Annotated in this window: 18 protein-coding genes; 2 read left to right on the top strand and 16 right to left on the bottom strand. The window is 59.4% G+C overall.

What is annotated here, in order from left to right:
* Positions 1 to 12: 12 nt before the first annotated feature.
* The 10 genes from ACWTU9_RS14165 to ACWTU9_RS14120 all read right to left on the bottom strand — a co-directional run bounded on the left by ACWTU9_RS14165 (position 13) and on the right by ACWTU9_RS14120 (position 8976).
* Positions 13 to 753, bottom strand: a complete 741-nt coding sequence (locus tag ACWTU9_RS14165; RefSeq protein ID WP_455858807.1) for an ABC transporter ATP-binding protein — start codon at positions 751 to 753, stop codon at positions 13 to 15.
* Positions 750 to 1565: an ABC transporter permease gene (locus ACWTU9_RS14160; protein WP_455858806.1), complete on the bottom strand. Its 816-nt coding sequence runs from the start codon at positions 1563 to 1565 to the stop codon at positions 750 to 752. The genes ACWTU9_RS14165 and ACWTU9_RS14160 overlap by 4 nt, the downstream gene beginning before the upstream one ends.
* A gap of 202 nt (positions 1566 to 1767) precedes the next feature.
* Complete coding sequence (locus tag ACWTU9_RS14155) at positions 1768 to 2928, bottom strand: glycosyltransferase (protein WP_455858805.1); 1161 nt, start codon at positions 2926 to 2928, stop codon at positions 1768 to 1770.
* A gap of 54 nt (positions 2929 to 2982) precedes the next feature.
* Complete coding sequence (locus ACWTU9_RS14150) at positions 2983 to 3486, bottom strand: GNAT family N-acetyltransferase (protein WP_454573842.1); 504 nt, start codon at positions 3484 to 3486, stop codon at positions 2983 to 2985.
* Positions 3483 to 4610 (bottom strand): DegT/DnrJ/EryC1/StrS family aminotransferase, encoded by a 1128-nt coding sequence (locus tag ACWTU9_RS14145; RefSeq protein WP_455858804.1) that lies wholly within the window; start codon positions 4608 to 4610, stop codon positions 3483 to 3485. The genes ACWTU9_RS14150 and ACWTU9_RS14145 overlap by 4 nt, the downstream gene beginning before the upstream one ends.
* Before the next feature lie 25 nt (positions 4611 to 4635).
* Positions 4636 to 5544, bottom strand: coding sequence for a dTDP-4-dehydrorhamnose reductase (rfbD, locus tag ACWTU9_RS14140; RefSeq protein ID WP_455858803.1), 909 nt, complete (start codon positions 5542 to 5544; stop codon positions 4636 to 4638).
* Positions 5541 to 6635: a dTDP-glucose 4,6-dehydratase gene (gene rfbB, locus ACWTU9_RS14135; protein WP_455858802.1), complete on the bottom strand. Its 1095-nt coding sequence runs from the start codon at positions 6633 to 6635 to the stop codon at positions 5541 to 5543. Before rfbB ends, rfbD begins: the two co-directional genes overlap by 4 nt.
* A gap of 25 nt (positions 6636 to 6660) precedes the next feature.
* A complete protein-coding gene (gene rfbC, locus ACWTU9_RS14130; RefSeq protein ID WP_455858801.1) occupies positions 6661 to 7212 on the bottom strand; it encodes a dTDP-4-dehydrorhamnose 3,5-epimerase in 552 nt (183 codons plus the stop codon).
* A gap of 1 nt (position 7213) precedes the next feature.
* A complete protein-coding gene (rfbA, locus tag ACWTU9_RS14125; protein ID WP_455858800.1) occupies positions 7214 to 8095 on the bottom strand; it encodes a glucose-1-phosphate thymidylyltransferase RfbA in 882 nt (293 codons plus the stop codon).
* Between the two features lie 287 nt (positions 8096 to 8382).
* Positions 8383 to 8976 carry a biotin transporter BioY gene (locus ACWTU9_RS14120; RefSeq protein WP_455858799.1) on the bottom strand — a complete coding sequence of 198 codons (594 nt, stop codon included), beginning with the start codon at positions 8974 to 8976 and terminating at the stop codon, positions 8383 to 8385.
* Between the two features lie 116 nt (positions 8977 to 9092).
* Here ACWTU9_RS14120 and ACWTU9_RS14115 point away from each other — a divergent pair, with 116 nt between their 5' ends.
* Positions 9093 to 10001 carry an MBL fold metallo-hydrolase gene (locus ACWTU9_RS14115; RefSeq protein WP_455858798.1) on the top strand — a complete coding sequence of 303 codons (909 nt, stop codon included), beginning with the start codon at positions 9093 to 9095 and terminating at the stop codon, positions 9999 to 10001.
* Here the strand turns inward: ACWTU9_RS14115 and ACWTU9_RS14110 are convergent.
* The 5 genes from ACWTU9_RS14110 to ACWTU9_RS14090 are packed head-to-tail and all read right to left on the bottom strand — an operon-like array spanning position 9998 to position 14718.
* The gene (locus tag ACWTU9_RS14110) at positions 9998 to 10918 is read right to left on the bottom strand and encodes a phosphorylase family protein (protein ID WP_455858797.1); all 921 of its coding nucleotides are present in this window, start codon (positions 10916 to 10918) and stop codon (positions 9998 to 10000) included. The genes ACWTU9_RS14115 and ACWTU9_RS14110 overlap by 4 nt on opposite strands.
* 14 nt (positions 10919 to 10932) lie before the next feature.
* Positions 10933 to 11724 (bottom strand): ABC transporter permease, encoded by a 792-nt coding sequence (locus tag ACWTU9_RS14105; RefSeq protein WP_455858796.1) that lies wholly within the window; start codon positions 11722 to 11724, stop codon positions 10933 to 10935.
* The gene (locus ACWTU9_RS14100) at positions 11717 to 12604 is read right to left on the bottom strand and encodes an ABC transporter permease (RefSeq protein WP_455858795.1); all 888 of its coding nucleotides are present in this window, start codon (positions 12602 to 12604) and stop codon (positions 11717 to 11719) included. The genes ACWTU9_RS14105 and ACWTU9_RS14100 overlap by 8 nt, the downstream gene beginning before the upstream one ends.
* Positions 12601 to 13638: an ABC transporter ATP-binding protein gene (locus tag ACWTU9_RS14095; protein WP_455858911.1), complete on the bottom strand. Its 1038-nt coding sequence runs from the start codon at positions 13636 to 13638 to the stop codon at positions 12601 to 12603. Before ACWTU9_RS14095 ends, ACWTU9_RS14100 begins: the two co-directional genes overlap by 4 nt.
* Positions 13639 to 13674: 36 nt before the next feature.
* A complete protein-coding gene (locus ACWTU9_RS14090; protein ID WP_455858794.1) occupies positions 13675 to 14718 on the bottom strand; it encodes an ABC transporter substrate-binding protein in 1044 nt (347 codons plus the stop codon).
* 214 nt (positions 14719 to 14932) lie between these two features.
* Here ACWTU9_RS14090 and ACWTU9_RS14085 point away from each other — a divergent pair, with 214 nt between their 5' ends.
* Positions 14933 to 15931: a LacI family DNA-binding transcriptional regulator gene (locus tag ACWTU9_RS14085; RefSeq protein WP_455858793.1), complete on the top strand. Its 999-nt coding sequence runs from the start codon at positions 14933 to 14935 to the stop codon at positions 15929 to 15931.
* A 71-nt stretch (positions 15932 to 16002) separates the two neighbouring features.
* Here the strand turns inward: ACWTU9_RS14085 and ACWTU9_RS14080 are convergent, their stop codons facing one another.
* A complete protein-coding gene (locus tag ACWTU9_RS14080; RefSeq protein ID WP_455858792.1) occupies positions 16003 to 16785 on the bottom strand; it encodes a DUF1499 domain-containing protein in 783 nt (260 codons plus the stop codon).
* Positions 16786 to 16851: the final 66 nt, after the last annotated feature.

Raw genomic sequence — 16851 nt, 5'->3', positions numbered from 1 at the left:
AAAGCGGAATGTCTATCGCTGCGATGACTCGTATCCAGCTACCACTTCTGGCGTATCGCCATCCATAACGATACTTCCCTTTTCTATCCATATAGTTCTGGCGCAAAAACTCTTTAGCAAATCAAAATTGTGAGAAGAGAAAACAAGAATCTTTCCCTGCTCCATGAATTCAAACATACGACGCTTGGCTTTCTTCGCAAAACGAATATCTCCAGCACCCATAACCTCATCTATAAGAAGTATTTCTGGATTTATGCTTGTTGACACTGCGAACGCGAGGCGAATGAACATACCCGCGGAATATGTCCGGACAGGGTACCCCAGGAACTCGCCAAGCTCCGTAAACTCCTCGATCTCCGGCAGCTTCGCCTCGATCTCACCGGGCGTCATGCCAAGCAGCAAGCCGCGGATGCGGATGTTGTCTCGACCGGTTTGATTCATCTCGAAACCGGTTGCGAACTCGAACATCGGGCAAACATGCCCTTCGGTTTCCACAACTCCGCTGGTCGGCGCGTAGATACCGGCCATGACCTTCAGCAGCGTGCTCTTTCCCGCGCCATTGAGACCGATAAGCCCCACCCTCTCGCCCTGCTCGATCGCAACAGTGACATTCTTCAGAGCTTCAACCGCATAGGCGCCAGGGGCCACTCCCCCGCTGCGCCTTCTGGTCAACCGGCCTATCAGCCCATCGCTGTTCGTATCGCCGGTGAAAAGCACGCCGGCGTTGCGTAGTCGTATGAAGTTCTGGGTCAAAGGAGGAACACCACTTTTTTATCCAACCGCGAGGCCACGTACCAAGCAATTCCATACAAGACGAGAATATATGCAACCACAAATTCGTATGAAAAAAGTGGAGCGAAGCCTCCAGACAGAATTGGATGACGAACGATATCGATCAAATGGTAGAATGGGTTAACCATATACACGAGTTCTAGACCGTGATTCTTCAGGACGCTGGCCGGAACGACAATCGGCGTCAGATAGAACACGACCTGCAACACTCCCGATAACGCATGCGGAAGATCGCGGAACGCAACGCCAAGGTATGAAAATATCGCTATGTGGCCAATCAGAGCAAGATACAGTAAAAACAAGCCAGGAATTGCCGATGCCCATCCAGTTAGCCAACATATACCAAGCACAATCTGAACAATACCGATTGCAAACAAGCCAATCGCAAAATTCATGCTGCTGCTTACCAGTGATCTCATAATATATATCTGCTTTGGATATGAGAACTGCTTGATGTAACCCTCTGCATTTATGAAAACCATGCCGGCGTCGACCACGGAGGCGGAAATCAACCCCCAGATAACGAAACCCAGCATCAGGTAGGGAAGGAAGGCCCTCAGGTCTTGCCCGAACATGACGCCGTAAACGAAACCTATCGCCCCCACATAGAGTCCAAGGTTGAGAAGAATCCACAGCGGGCCAACGAACGAACGGTGATAGCGCCGCTTGATGTCTTGCATGCCGATAAAAAACCAGACGCGATGAAGCAGCAGCGAGCGCAAGACGTCACGGAGCAGCCTGTTCTTATCCGCACTCGAATAGCTGTGTTTCATAAGCCGTACCGATTTTGCCGTTTCGCTTGAGTCGCGCCACCATGGAGGGCGATTCCAGCACTGCGTTGCAGCGCTTCTCGACCGTGGCCGGCGAGATGTTGCAGGTGGAGGCGGCAAGACCATGGGCGCGTTGCCAGTTGGCAAAAGATCATGCGGCCGGACAACCTGTCAAGAGCGCACCCCATATGATGGAAATAAAACATTAAAGACTAACTAGTATTTTTCGGATCATCTTCTTAGCGACAAGATAACATCCTCCATCCCGATAATTTACCAGCAAATGAACCCTATACCTCTCGACCAATCCCCATAATTTTCTCCATCTAATTTTTCTCAATCTAAGCTTCTTGGCATTTTTTGGGCGTTCCTTGTCAATTTTCAAGAATAAGTCAGACCACTCTCGAGAAACCGTATTCAAATCATACCGCTTATGCACATCATCAAACGCAACACCGACCAATTTACTTCGTCTTTCTGGAAAACTTATTAGCATTGATACAGCATTAAACCACTCTTGCTCGGTGTTCTCGACAAGCAATCCTGTCTCCATATCCTTTACGGCGTTTTTATACGGAATAATATTTGAATATATTCCAGCTATACTGAGTGCGCCGTACTCTCGGTACTTGTTATCCGTCTTGCTGCGGTTTGCCTCATGGTCGATCAGGGGCGCCAAGCCAATCGCCCAATTTCTCGAAGTCTGGAATTTTATGTAGGCGCCGTAGTCGCCAGTGTGCGGAAAAAACCGAACTCGGGCGCCGGCCACGACTCCCTTTGGAAAGACGCCGGCGAATTCGAATACCGCTTTTGGAAATCTCTCCAGGATCGGCTGAATAAGCGGCGATATCAAACTCAGATCAGCGACCCGCGAAGGGCTTCCCGCAAAGCCGATTCGGATTTCGTCAGTAGAAATCGGAGATGAGCCGTCAATGAGTGAAAAATCGAAAAACGACGGCAGCACTGTCACGCGGGGATTAAAACTTGATACGAACCTGGCCAGCTCGGGGGAGTTTACGATAACGGACTCAGCATGAGAAACCATAAACTCCAACGATTTCCTGACAATTGGGTGCCGATAGTACAATGCGAGAGGATTGTCTCCAACAATTCTCCAGAAATTATCATCGATATAGTATGCATATGGCCGGCCTGCATCGGAAAGTAGTTCTGCCCATGCCGAGGCCTGCGGGTCAGCACACCTTACAAACATTGGGATCGTATTTTGGGTAAGGTCACCTATTTGCAGCTCAGTTAGAAGTTTTACTTCGTGATCGACTCCACGAGCCCGACAAGCCTCCATGATTTGCTCAAGCAAATATGTAGTGGCTATTTTTGCCTCTATGATCATCAAGACCCTGGCCATGTCGAGATCACATAGCCCGGCCCGGAGACGTCAGCATGAAGTAGTGCGTCGCGGTCATGGAGTGCTACCTCGACCCAAGCTCATGCGGATCAAGCCATCGGAACGGCCTTCCTCAATAAACCCCTCGCGCGTGTAAAGGCGAATAGCTTTTGTATTTTGCTCCATAACCTCAAGGAACAGATAGGAGAGGTTCAGGAATTGCGTACCGAAGCGAACGATCTCTGCGCACGAACGGCCGATATATCCTTTGCCGGCCATTTCCGGCGCAACCAGAAATCGGCCGACTTCAGCGCTCCGGGTGTTCTCATCGATATCGTAAATGGCGCACTGGCCGGCCGGTTGGCCATTCGCTTCCACCAGGAAGAACAAATCATTTGGCTTTTTGAGGTAGCTTTTGTACCAGGCGATATGCGCGGCGAGGTCGATCTTGTCGGATGTCTTGAACCAGACACGTGCGTCGTCACGATTGCGCCAGTCAAGGATTGTCTCGAGATCCCGCTCTTCCACGAGCCTCAAGACAACTGTGCCGTCTCCGAAAGGGGCGATTTGCGGTTTCATTGGGCGTATTTGAGAACCAAGTCGCAAATCTGATCGACATCGGCCTTGGTCATACGAAGATGCAGTGGCAGCGAAATGATTTCGTGGCTTGCCGCGGCGGCATTCGGACACGTGCCGGCCGCAAAGGCATACATCCGGTAATCCGTGTTGTCGCGATAGTGAACTCCCGGATAGATTCCATGCTCGTTGAGGGCAAGCATCAGATTGTCGCGATTCTGAACCCGTATCTGGAGAAGGTGCTGGGCGGATTCGCACCCTCGCACGGTCGGCACGACCCTGACATGGTTGTGCCCCTCCAGATGCTGGCGGTACCAGACGGCTAGCTGGCGCCGGAACGAATTGTCTATGTCGAGATACTTCAACTGGACAATGGCAATCGCGGCCATGATCGAGTTGCCGTGATATTTATGGCCGATCTCCTCGACGTCATACATCCATTTGTAGGCACCCTGGGAAGCGGTGCGGGCATACGTATCCTTGTTGATGCCCAGCCAGGTGAGTTTGCGGACGCGCTCATCGTCCTGGGCTTCCTTGAAACAGATCATTCCGGAATCGGCGGTTGGAAGATTTTTGACCGCCTGGAAACTAAATACCGACACATCGGCGTCGTCGCCAATGTGCCTACCGTCGACCCGAGTACCTGACATGTGGGCCGCGTCGAGCACCAGTTTGATGTCACGCGCGCGACAAATCTCCAATATCTTCTGATACTGGCCGACATTGCCTCCCATCCCGACGAATATCAGCGCCTTGGTCTTGTCGGTGATCCGCTCGAGCACGCTTTGCGGGTCGAGGCAAAGATACTCATCAACATCGGCGAAAACCGGCTTGAGGCCAGCATACAAGATGGCATGGTTTGTCGAAACGAATGTCAGCGGCGTTGTTATGACCTCGCTCTCGTCATCCCATCCGTATTTGGACTTGAACAGCTGGAAAGCCAGATGAAGCCCGACGGTGTTGGAATTCAGAAAATGAGCGTGCGGGAGGCCCGTATAGTTCTTCCATGCCGTTTCAAATTCGGCAGTCTTGAAACCTAGTCCGGTCCACCCTTTTTCCAGGCACTCACGGATTCCTGCAAGGCATTCCTCGATGCGGAAACTCGGTACGAAAAGCTGAACGCTCATAAAGTCTCTCCGTGACGCTGGCGGTTCATAGGTCGCTGGCATATCCCGTCTCACCGTTCAGGAGACGAGATATGGTTTTGTTTGTTGATTGCTGCCACTCCGGCGCCGCCCAACTAAAAGTCTCGGTGAACTTCGCGGTAGACAGCTGTGAATTGGTCGGACGCTTTGCCTTGGTCGGATAGTCAACGGTCGCGATGTCACGCACCCGGGCGTGGGGGCCGCCAAACACCTGGCTGGCGTCCAGGGCGTGGCGTGCAAACCCGCTCCAATTGGTCGCGCCAGTTCCTACCAGATGGTACCTGCCAAAGGAAGAAAAGCCCATGTCGGTACGCAGCATCGCCGCGGCATGCAAGATGGCGTCGGCGATATCAAGCGCCGACGTCGGATTGCCCCACTGGTCGGCGACGACAGGGATCTCGTCGCGGTCGCCGGCCAGCCGCAGCATGGTCTTGACGAAATTCTCGCCGAACGGGCTGTAGGCCCAGGCGGTACGCAGGATCAAATGACGTGGATTGGCGGCCGACACCGCCAGTTCTCCGGCAAGCTTGGAAGCGCCGTAGACGCTAAGCGGCGCGGTGGCGTCGGTCTCGACATAGGGGCCGTCCTTCGAACCGTCGAAGACATAGTCGGTCGAAAGATGGATGACGGGGACGCCGAGCCGAGCCGCCGCCTCGGCGACCTTGCCGGCGCCGACGGCGTTCACCGCGAAGGCCAGATCGGGCTCGTCCTCGGCCTGGTCGACCGCGGTGTAGGCAGCGGCCGACACCACGATATCCGGCCGCGCTGCCGCAAGCGCGTCGAACACGGTGTCGGGCCGCGCCAGATCGAGCGCCGGCCGGCCGACGGCGACAACCTCGATGCCGTCGCGCGACTTCCCGGCCTCCAGCAGGCTGGCGGCGACCTGACCGTCGCGTCCGGTGACAACCAGCCTCACGCCGCGCCCTTCCTGCCTTCAACCTCGCCCCGGGACTGGACTTGGCCAAGCCGCTCGCCGGCATAGCGCTGCTCGCGGATCGGCCCCCACCACCATTTGTTGTCGAGGAACCAGTCGACCGTCCTTGCCAGACCGCTGTCGAAACTCTCCGCCGGCGTCCAGCCAAGGTCCCTGCCGATCTTGGAGGCATCGATGGCATAGCGGCGGTCGTGACCCGGGCGATCGCTGACGAAGCTGATCAAATCGCGGTAGCTCCTGCCGCCCCTGCGCGGACGCCTGATGTCGAGCAGGTCGCAGATCGTCTCGACGACGCCAAGGTTGGTGCGTTCGGAATTGCCGCCGACGTTGTAGCTCTCCCCCGGCTGACCCTTGGTGGCGACCAGCTCCAGGGCGCGGGCATGATCCTCGACGAACAGCCAGTCGCGCACGTTGGCGCCGGCGCCGTAGACCGGCAGCGGCTTTTCATCGAGCGCGTTGAGGATCACCAGCGGGATCAGCTTTTCGGGAAAGTGATAGGGCCCATAATTGTTCGAGCAGTTGGAGAGCACGACCGGCAGGCCATAGGTCTCGTACCAGGCCCGCACCAAATGGTCGGAAGCCGCCTTCGAGGCGGAATACGGCGAGGACGGCGCGTAAGGCGTTTCCTCGACGAACATGCCGCCGTCGAAGGGCAGATCGCCGAACACCTCATCGGTCGAGACATGGTGGAAGCGGAAGCGGGCTTTCCTGTCCTCATCAAGGCCGCGCCAATATTCGAGCGTCGCATTCAGCACCTTGTAGGTGCCGACGATGTTGGTCTCGATGAAGGCGCCGGGTCCGTCGATCGAGCGGTCGACATGGCTTTCGGCGGCGAGATTCATGACGACGTCGATCTCGTCGCGGTGGAGGATGTCGAGGACCGCCCGCTCGTCACAGATGTCGGCCTGCTGGAATTTGTAGTTGTGCGCATTCTCGATCGTGCGCAGCGAGGCGAGGTTGCCGGCATAGGTGAGCTTGTCGAGATTGGTCACATGGTAGGCCGGATTGGCGCACAAATGCCGGCACACCGCCGAGCCGATGAAGCCGGCACCGCCTGTCACCAGAAAATTCATGGCGCTCTCCTCACATCGTCGCGCGTCATGCGAACACCTCCGCCGTGGCAAGCATCGGCGCCTCGAGGTCCTTGGCCGAGAGCTCGAAGGCGCCGGCTGGCGACGGCCAATCGATGCCGATGTCGGGATCGTCGAAACGGATCGATCGGTCGTGCGCCGGCGAATAGGTGTCGGTGACCTTATACAGAACCTCGGTGTCCGGCACGAGCGTGACGAAGCCGTGCGCGAAACCCTTCGGCACCAGGATCTGGTTGCCTTTCTCGGCCGATATTTCGAGCGCGACCCATTTTCCGAAGGTTTTCGAGCTGCGGCGAATGTCGACCGCGACGTCAAGGATCTTACCTCTGATCACACGCAGCAACTTGTCCTGCGCGCGTGGGGGCAGCTGATAGTGAAGCCCCCGCACGACGCCCGCGGCCGCGGAATAGGAGTGATTGTCCTGGACGAAATGCAGATCGATGCCAGCTTCCGAAAAGCGCTCGGCATTCCAGGTTTCGATGAAATAGCCGCGCGCATCGCCGTGCCGCGTCGGCACGATCTCCAGCACACCGTCGAGTCCGAGCTGCCTGACCTCCACTCTAATTCTCCGTCAGCTCGGTGACGCGCCGGCGCAGATAGGCGGCGTATTCGTTCTTGCCCAGGCGCGTGGCGCGCTCAAGCACCTTGTTGGCGGTCAGCCAGCCCTGCTCGAAGGCGATTTCTTCGGGACAGGCGACCTTGATGCCTTGGCGGTGCTCGATGGTGCGCACGAAGGATGAGGCTTCATGCAGGCTGTCATGCGTGCCGGTGTCGAGCCAGGCATAGCCGCGGCCGAGCTGATGCACATGCAGCTGCCCGCGCTCGAGGTAGACGTTGTTGACCGCCGTGATCTCGAGCTCGCCGCGCGCCGAGGGCTTGATCGTCGAAGCGATGTCGACGACCTCGTTGTCGTAGAAATAGAGGCCAGTGACCGCCCAGTTGGACTTCGGTTTCTCAGGCTTTTCCTCGATCGTCAAAGCGGTGCCGCTGAGCCTGTCGAACGACACCACGCCATAGCGCTCCGGATCCTCGACATGGTAGGCGAACACCGACGCGCCGCTTTCCCGCTGCGCGGCAGCGCGGCAGAGCTGTGACAGGCCCTCGCCGAAATAGATGTTGTCGCCGAGGATCATCGACACATTGTCCTTGCCTATGAAGTCGCGGCCGATGATGAAGGCTTCGGCAAGCCCGTTGGGCCGCGGCTGTTCGGCATAGGAAAATTCGAGCCCGAATTCCGAACCGTCACCCAGCAACTCCCGAAAGATCGGCAAGTCGCGTGGTGTCGAAATGACCAGAATCTCTCTGATCCCCGCGAGCATCAAGACGCTCAACGGATAAAAAATCATCGGCTTGTCGTATATCGGCAGGATTTGCTTAGAGATCGCTAATGTTAAGGGATAAAGACGCGTCCCGCTGCCTCCTGCAAGGATAATTCCTTTCAACAAGCTCTCCTTGAATTGCCGAGGCCCCCGCCCTGAAATCAAGTTGCCTGTGCTTAGGTATCGCGCAATCGCTTGTCAATTCAAGCTCGGCCCGGGATCTGCACCAGAATTGCGCTGCATCTGCCGCCTCGCGGCAATCTGACTGACCGGCAACAAGCTGCTGACCGACCAACCACAAGCTGGCGCTGCAATGGGCGTGGCGATTTGGCAAACCGCCATCCTGGTGGACGCGTGACAACAAAAAGCCAGCGGGTCTTGGACCCGCCGGCTCGTTCTGTTGTCCGGTTTCAGGGCTGCTTCGGCAGCAACGACCAGAGCGCCGGCACCAGGCTGGCGGCGAGCGCCACCTTGATCAGGTCGCCGAGGATGAACGGCAGGACACCGAACTGCCACGACTTTTCCACGCCGATGATTGTGGCCAGCCAGGCAAAGCCCATGGCCATCATGACGATCTCGGCGACCAGCATGGCGTTGAACAGCTTGATCGGGTGGCGGTCCCAGCCGCGATCGGCGACCCAGCCGACAATTGCCGCCATGACGACGAAGCCGGCGAGATAACCACCGGTGCCGCCGATCATGTAGGCGATGCCGATGCCCTTTTCAGGCGTGCTCTGGAAGACCGGGAAGCCCATGGCGCCTTCGGCCATGTAGAGAAGCAGGGTAGCAACGCCAAGCCGCAGGCCAAATGCGGTGGCGATCAGCAGAACGGCCAGCGTCTGCATCGAGATGTCGACCGGCCCGAGCACGACTTTCGTCTTGGCCGACAGGGTCAAAAGCAGCGTTCCGGCGATCGCCAGCAAAAGCTGGGTTGCCAGGCGCAGCGCACCCTCCTGAGGCAAAGCGAGAGAAACAAGTGGGCGCATCGTCGTTGCAAGTGCCATGGTCTTCCCCAATCCGGATTGCCGCAGATGGCGGCCTCGCTTTTTCCTATATTGGCTTCCGTGCTATGCGGCAATCGCTTTTGCCGTCCCCTTGACCGGAGCTCAACGACACCGCCATGGCGCTCAAATTCGACACCAGCTTCGATCCGGCCTATGGCCAAGGGGTCACCGTTGCGCCGGACGTGCAGCGCGTCACCGCCAAAAATCCCAGCCCGTTCACCTTTCACGGCACCAACAGCTACGTTGTTGGCCGCGAAACACTGGCAGTGATCGACCCGGGCCCCGACGACGATGCGCATTTCCAGACGCTGCTCGCGGTGATCGCTAACCGGCCGGTCAGCCACATTTTCGTCAGCCACACGCATCGCGACCATTCTCCGCTGGCCGCCCGGCTGAAGGAGCACACCGGTGCTGAAGTGCTGGCCGAAGGCCCGCATCGCCCGGCGCGGGCGCTCCGGATCGGCGAGATCAATCCGCTCGATGCCAGCGCCGACACGGCTTTCGCGCCTGATATCGCGCTGCCCGACGACGGGCTGATCGAGGGCGGCGGCTGGGCGATCCGAACCGTGCTGACGCCGGGCCACACCGCCAATCACGCGGCATTTGCGCTGGAAGGCACCGGTATCCTGTTTTCGGCCGACCATGTGATGGCGTGGGCGACCTCGATCGTGGCGCCGCCGGACGGCGCGATGGCCGACTACATGGCCTCGCTCGACAGGCTGATCGCGCGCGGCGACCGCCTGCTACTGCCCGGCCATGGCGGCCCGGTGACCGCGCCGCGCAACTTCATGCGCGGGCTCAAAACCCACCGCAAGATGCGCGAACGGGCGATCCTCGAGCGGATCCGCGGCGGCGACCGGACTATTCCCGACATGGTCAAGGCGATCTACCGGGACACCGACCCGCGCCTGCACGGTGCTGCCGGCCTGTCAGTGCTCGCCCATCTCGAGGATCTGGCGGCGCGCGGCCTGGTCAGCACGGAGGGTGAGCCGGCCATCGACGGCGTTTATGTGCTGGTTGGCTAAAACCGGCTGGAACGTTCTTCCGGTTGAGCCGACTTCAAACCGTGGCAAGAGCATTCGGGATTAGCCGGAAGTCGTGCCGCGGTCTCCAGCGCAACCCGCGAGGCTGAAATTGAGAGGCTTGGCAACACGTCGTCCTGCAGCAATTTCTGGCGATTGCGGTCCATATAGTCGTTGAAACCTGCCGTCACGAACGCAAGAGGCACGAAGCACGCGCCGATCTCGCGCGACAAGGTAGCCTCGGGGGCGATCGAATGGTTGAGCACATCCGCCCCTAGGTTTCGAAACGCCAAGGCTTCCGCCGGGGTGGTCAGCCGCGGCCCGTAACAGTGGCCAGCGACCAACTGCTGCTCGATGCCATGAACGCGGCATTCGGCTGGCCAATGACGGCGGGCGGTTTCGACCAGAGCCGCCGCACATCTTGGACACACGATCTGCTTGCCCGAGCAGTCGAAGCTCTGGCGGCCGGGAAGCAGTGAAAACGGGGTCTGCGTCAGTTCGATGATATCGGCGTTCACCACCATGTCGCCGGGCTTGATCGCCTTGTTGACGGCGCCAATGGTCGAGCAGGAAAGGACTTGCCGTACTCCCGCTTTCATCAAGACCCAGAACGCCCGGCGATGGCAGGAATGGTCGATATGGTCGCGGGGATTGCCGTGCGAATACATGCACAAGGCACGTTTCGGTTTGCCTTCGACGGTAATCGACGCATCGAACTCGAGCAGCTTCCAGTTGTCGCTGCAACCGAAAGGCGTTTCAAAACTCATGTCGCGCCGCAAGGTCCGAACGCCATCGACTGCGACGTCTTCCGGAAAGGCGAGACCCCAATTCGCCGATCCGGTGATGATCGCCAACCCCACTTGGGGTATGTCCGTTGAATGATCCGCCAGATCGTCGGCTGCGTGATGATTGTTGGGCATGTTTCCGTTCTCTGTCAGGATTTTTGGCGAAGGCTCACGATCAGGACGGCGACCAGGACGATGACGGTCCACAAGGTCGAAATCGCCGCAATGGTCGGGTCGATCTGATCGCGCAGCGACAGGAACATAAGCTTCGGCAGCGTGCTGTTTTGACCGCTGGCGATGAAGATCGAAATGACAGACTCGTCAAGCGAGGTCAGGAAGGCCATCAGCGTGGCCGACAACAGACTGATCTGAAGTTGCGGGACAATTATTCCGCCAATGGCTCTCGCCCAGTTTGCGCCGAGGCTGCGCGCCGCCTGGACCTGGTTCCAATCAAAGCGGACCAGAGCGGGCAACAAAACAATGCAGGCGACCGGGATGGCCAGCACCACATGTCCGACCAGGACGCCGAACAGCGTTCCGACCAGACGTTGCGCCGCCAGAACAAAGAAGAGACCGATCGCGAGCAGGATGCCCGGCACAATGGACGGGGTGAGCAGAATGCCTTGAATGGCTACGGCGGCCTTTCCGCCAAGCCTGTTCATCGAGATGCAGGCCAGCAGCCCCAGGGGCACTGCGATCATCGCCGTCAATGTCCCAAGGATCAGGCTCGTCCTGAGCGCGACCATCCATGTAGCCGAACCAAAGAAAGTCTCGTACCAGCGCAATGAGTATGCGCTCGGTGGGAACTCGAGAAGATTGGACGCCGAAAAGGAGAGCGGGACGACGACCAGCGTCGGCAGCATCAGGAACACCATTACGAGCGCGCAAAAGCTCCACAGGAGGATGCGGGCCAGCCTGTTGTCTGGATAGGCTTCAAGCATGGGCTGTACCCACTATGCGCCGGGCAATCAGCCGCCGTGCAGCCAGGAACATCACCCCCATCAACGCCATCAAAATGAGGAGCAGAATACCCAGGACGCTCGCCGACCCCCAATCCTGAAATGTCGACAGCGTGCGCTCGATCCTGATGGAGAGAGGATTTACCTTGCCCCCGCCAAGCACCGCCGGCGTGATGAAGAACCCTATCGTGTAGATGAAGACGATGATCGAACCCGAGAAGATGCCGCCGGCCGAAAGCGGCAGAATGACGGTGCGGATCGTTTGCCCGAGAGTGGCGCCCATGCTCGCCGACGCGCGGACGAGGTTTGCGTCGATATCGCGCATCGCCGCATAAACGGGCAGCAGAAAGAGCGGCAGCATGTAGTGAACCATGCCGACGAGCGTTCCCGCGAAGTTGTAGACCAGCGGCAATGGCTCGGCTGTCAGGCCTGAACCGGTCAAAGCCGCGTTGATCAGGCCATCGCGCCGCAAGAGCACGAGCCAGCCATAGGTGCGCACCAGAATGGAGGTCCACAACGGCAGCATGACGAAGGCCATCAGCAAATTGGCCACCCTTGGTCTGGCGCTGGCCAAGGCGAGCGCCAGGGGGGTACCGAGAAGAATGCAGATCGCCAGCGTGCCGAGGGACAGCTCAAGGGTCGTGACGAGCGCCGACCATGTCAGTCCGCTCGACAGCACCTTCTCGTAGTTGCCGACGGTGTATTCGCCCCCTGTGGTCAGGAAGGATTGCCGGATGATCCAAACGATGGGCAGTATGGCCGCCAGCCCAACGATGAAAAGCGCAGGCAGTGAAAGCGAGAGGAAGAACCGCCGCTCGCGTCGAGCGTCTGCCGCGAGCGCAGGATCGGCGATGACGGTCACGCTACCGCTCCTGGTATGGCGTGAACTTTCGCTGCTGGTGCATAGGCGGTCACCCGCTGACCGGTGGCAAGTTCGGCGCAGCCACTGGCCAGCGCCGCCGGAATGCAGACAAGGATCTCTTGCCCGCCGTCAAGCGCCAGCGTCAAAAGCCAGTTCTCGCCACGAAACGCCTTGGCGCGCAGCCTTCCCTCAAGCGCCACCCCGTCTCGCCCGACGAGCTTCCCATCAAGATGGAAGCTTTCCGCGCGGATCATCAGAGCTTCGCGTGACGCATCGGCGCCGTCTATTCTGCGCACCGCGCCTGGGGCCACAATGTTGGCCTCACCCATGAACTCCGCGACGAAGCGGGTCGATGGACGATCATAGATCTGCTGTGGCGTGTCGATCTGCTGAATGCGGCCGGAGTTCATCACCGCAACCCGGTCTGACATGATCAGTGCTTCGCGCTGGTCATGCGTCACATAGATCGTGGTGATCCCCAGATCGTCGTGCAGACGACGGATCTCGTACTGCATGGTTTCGCGCAGATTCTTGTCGAGCGCCGACAACGGCTCGTCCATCAGCATCACGCGCGGCTCGAAGACGATCGCCCGCGCCAACGCCACCCGCTGGCGCTGGCCGCCGGACAGTGCGGCAATGTTGCGCTCCGACAGACCTTCCAGCTTCACGCGGGCCAATGTGTCGAGCGCCCGCTGGCGCGCCTCCGCTTTCGGCGTTTTGCGCAGCACCAGCGGATACTCGACATTTGCCAGAACGTTCATGTGGGGAAACAGGGCGTAGTTCTGGAACACTATCCCGATGTCGCGCTTGTTGGGGGCCAGGCGGGTGATGTCCCGATCACCCAACAAGAGCCTACCGGAATCGGGCCGGACAAAACCGGCCAGAGCCATGAGCAACGTGGTCTTGCCCGATCCGGACGGCCCCAGCAGTGTAAGGAATTCGCCAGCCTGAATGTCGAGCGAGACATCGTCCAGCGCGACGTAAGACCCATAGGTCTTGCGCACGCTGTCGATGGTGATCGGGAGCGACTTCATCATGTGCTGCAACCCTGGAGCTGACGAGTTCGAAGCTCAGCGGTTCATCATTTCATCGAAGGCTTTTTGGGCGGCCTCGCCGTTCTTGACCCACCAATCCGCATTCGAAAACACCGAAGTGCCGGCATTGTCAGGCGCGGTCGCCAAGGTCTTCAGACGGTCCTGAGGAATAAGGCCACCTTCATAACCGGCAGGATTGACCGGGCCATAGGCGATGAAGTCGGTCAGCTTCGCCACGCGCGCGGGCTGTGTCATCGCCGCGATGAGCTTCATGGCTGCTTCCTTGTTCGGCGCTCCCTTCGGCACCGCAAGACAGTCGGTGCCGATGACCGAACCCTTGAACGTGTAGTCAACCGTGCCGCCATCGGCTTTCACGGTCTGTGCCCGACCGTTCCAGGTCACGACCAGATCCGCCTCACCATCTTTCAGCAACTGGGCGGACTGCGCTCCCGAGGTCCACCAGACCGAGACATTCGGTTTGATCGCCTCGAGCCGCTTGATTGCGCGCTCCAGACCCTCCGGGGTGCTGAGCACGGGATAGACGTCGGTCGGCGCCACCCCATCGGAGAGCAGCGCGATCTCGATCAAGTCCTGCGCATTGGCGCGCAGCGCGCGGCGGCCAGGGAATTTGGCGACATCCCAGAACTCGGCCCAGGTCTTCGGCGACTTCTCGCCATAGGTCTTGGTGTTCCACGACATGACAGTGCCATAGGAGTCAAACGGATAGCAGTAGTCGGACTTCGCGCCGGCGGGCACGGAGTTGGGATCGATGATCTTGTAGTCGAGCGGCTCCAGCAGCGACTGTGCTGCCGCCTGCGCGCCTTCCGGCGAGCCGAGGTGGATGATGTCGGTGGTCACCGCACCCGAAGTGACCTGCATCTTCAGGGCGGCAAGGCCGTCGCTTTGCGTCTCCTCACGGATATCAAAGCCGAGCTCTTTTGCAGCGGGGGCCCACATGGCCTCCTTAATGGCGTTGCCATAGTCGCCGCCCGCGGTGGTGATGGTGACGGTTTGGGCATAGACGGGCAAGGCAACCGAGACCGCGATCGCTGCCAGGGAAATGCGTAGTAAACGGGACATAGTTTCTCCTCCTCCGGATTCATCAAAACGCCGATAAAATCGGCTTTTTTGTTAATCGTAACGTTACGATTGCTGAAAATAACCCCAGAGTCAAGCTGGTGCCAGGCAGTCCGTTCAGGTTCGCCGAGCCTGGATTTGACCCTCAGGTCGAATCCGGTAACGTTACGATGCCCAGCAAAATCAGCCGGCGCTTTCGCAAATCAAGTCGGGCGACATGGCCAATCTAAAACAGATCGCGGCGGAACTTTCCCTTTCGGTGACTACGGTGTCCCGCGCTCTGAAGGATGGGCCGGAAGTGCAGCCCTCGACCATAGCCCGCGTCAAGGAGGCGGCGAAGCGGGTCGGCTATGTCCCAAATCATCATGGGCGCGCGCTGAAAACCGGACGAACCCTGACGCTGACGGCAGTGCTGCCGATGGAGACGCGCGACTACCTGTCCGATCTGGCAAAGCTTCCCTTGATCGAAGGCATGACGCTGGCGGCGCGTCAAGCGGGTTATAGCCTATCCATCTATTCGACCACGCCCGATGACGATCCCGTCGAAAGCGTACAGCGCCTGCTCCACGCGCGCAGCGCGGACGGCCTGATCATCACGCGCATGGTCTCGGGTGATCCGCGCGTCAAGCTGCTGCTGGATCAACGCGTTCCGTTCGTCGCGTTTGGAAGAACCGACCTGAACATCGCCTATCCCTATGTCGATATCGACAATGAGCAGATTGCCTACGATGCGACCCAACGGCTCATGGACAAGGGCTGTCGACGCATTGCATTGCAACTTCTCGTGCCGAAGGATCAGGCGAGCGCCTTGCGTCTTGCAGGCTATGGAAGGGCGATGGCCGAGGCCAGTATTCCGATTGACCAATCGCTGATCGGTCATGGCACGTTCACGGTGGAATCGAGCGCAGCCTGGTTCGATCGCCTGCTGGCGTCGTCAGATCCGCCGACGGGCTTGGCATGCGCCAACGAATTGGGCCTTCTGGGAGCGTTGCACGCTCTCGGCAGACGCGGTCTCGAGCCGGGCCGCGACGTCCACGTCGTTACACGCGACAACACGCGTCTGGCACGCTTCCTGCCGGCGAAGATCGGCGTTCATTCCGTAGACATGGCAGACGTCGGGCACAAACTCATCGAGGTTCTGGAGAGCCGGATCGTCAATCCGCTTGGGCCGATCGCGACAGTCTTGTTGCAAGGCAGATACGACCCCGCCGAGTAGTCTGCCCGCGGACTCAATCCGCACTTTTGCGGCGCCGAGCGATTCCGATTGGCCGTCCGATGCTCTGGATGTCACTCAGCAGCCGCCGCGCCCACCTGGCCCGCAACCTCCTGGTCCAACTCGGCGAGGAACCCGACGATGCGCGCGGCATTGTCGCCGAGGTCGTAGCGGCCGTAGCGGGAGGCCGAGCGCATGTCGACGACGATCGTGTCGCCATCATTGCTTACCCGGATGGCGATGTCCGCGGGCAGGCCGACGATGAAGCTCCGGGCCACGGCCGATATCGTCACCTCGTCCTGGCCATCCGTCACCGGGTAAGGTGCCGTAAGCTGCCAGTCGCGGCGGTCGAGCACGGTTTCGACGGCGTCGACGACGGTTTCGAACGGCAGGTTGTAGCTGTGGCCGGTGACCAGCGGATAGGCATCCTGCTGCAGGCGTGCCTCGCCCGGCGTCGGCGGCGCGAGCGCGTTCATCTCCTTGGTGCGGTCGCTGGTGTCGAGCACAGGCGGATTGTCGAGATCGGTCGAGATGTCTCTGAGCGGCGGTGTGGTCGCTGCCCAATAGGCGGCGATGCCGTAGGGCGTCAGCACCAGCAGCGCCAGCAAGGCGCCGACCGAGAGGTCGCGGCCGCCGCGGTCGCCGAAATGCCACAACCTGGACAAAGCGAGGCCGGCAAACAGCAAGGCGAACGCGGCAAGCAGGGCGACGATCGCCAGCACCCACAGGAAGGCCGGCGTTTCGACCAGTTCGAAATGATGGCCGGCCAGCACGGTCAGCAGCAGCACCAGGGCAAAAGCGCCCGTGCGCCGCGACCAGCCGGCCGCCGTCGATGTCTGCCGGTCGTCAACGTCCATTGTCTTCAGCACCGCCTCACCCCGCACAGAGGCTTAGAGCAAAGGCTGCTCAAATTGAACATCCCC

The sequence above is a fragment of the Mesorhizobium sp. 128a genome (assembly GCF_053848025.1).
This window is presented reverse-complemented; position numbering and strand designations above follow the sequence as displayed.

Bases quoted from the DNA above. Each gene is read 5' to 3' on its own strand.
- ACWTU9_RS14160 (WP_455858806.1), bottom strand. From the start codon at position 1,565: ATGAAACACAGCTATTCGAGTGCGGATAAGAACAGGCTGCTCCGTGAC.
- ACWTU9_RS14155 (WP_455858805.1), bottom strand. From the start codon at position 2,928: ATGGCCAGGGTCTTGATGATCATAGAGGCAAAAATAGCCACTACATAT.
- ACWTU9_RS14150 (WP_454573842.1), bottom strand. From the start codon at position 3,486: ATGAAACCGCAAATCGCCCCTTTCGGAGACGGCACAGTTGTCTTGAGG.
- ACWTU9_RS14145 (WP_455858804.1), bottom strand. From the start codon at position 4,610: ATGAGCGTTCAGCTTTTCGTACCGAGTTTCCGCATCGAGGAATGCCTT.
- rfbB (WP_455858802.1), bottom strand. From the start codon at position 6,635: ATGAATTTTCTGGTGACAGGCGGTGCCGGCTTCATCGGCTCGGCGGTG.
- ACWTU9_RS14120 (WP_455858799.1), bottom strand. From the start codon at position 8,976: ATGGCACTTGCAACGACGATGCGCCCACTTGTTTCTCTCGCTTTGCCT.
- ACWTU9_RS14115 (WP_455858798.1), top strand. From the start codon at position 9,093: ATGGCGCTCAAATTCGACACCAGCTTCGATCCGGCCTATGGCCAAGGG.
- ACWTU9_RS14110 (WP_455858797.1), bottom strand. From the start codon at position 10,918: ATGCCCAACAATCATCACGCAGCCGACGATCTGGCGGATCATTCAACG.
- ACWTU9_RS14105 (WP_455858796.1), bottom strand. From the start codon at position 11,724: ATGCTTGAAGCCTATCCAGACAACAGGCTGGCCCGCATCCTCCTGTGG.
- ACWTU9_RS14095 (WP_455858911.1), bottom strand. From the start codon at position 13,638: ATGAAGTCGCTCCCGATCACCATCGACAGCGTGCGCAAGACCTATGGG.
- ACWTU9_RS14090 (WP_455858794.1), bottom strand. From the start codon at position 14,718: ATGTCCCGTTTACTACGCATTTCCCTGGCAGCGATCGCGGTCTCGGTT.
- ACWTU9_RS14085 (WP_455858793.1), top strand. From the start codon at position 14,933: ATGGCCAATCTAAAACAGATCGCGGCGGAACTTTCCCTTTCGGTGACT.
- ACWTU9_RS14080 (WP_455858792.1), bottom strand. From the start codon at position 16,785: ATGGACGTTGACGACCGGCAGACATCGACGGCGGCCGGCTGGTCGCGG.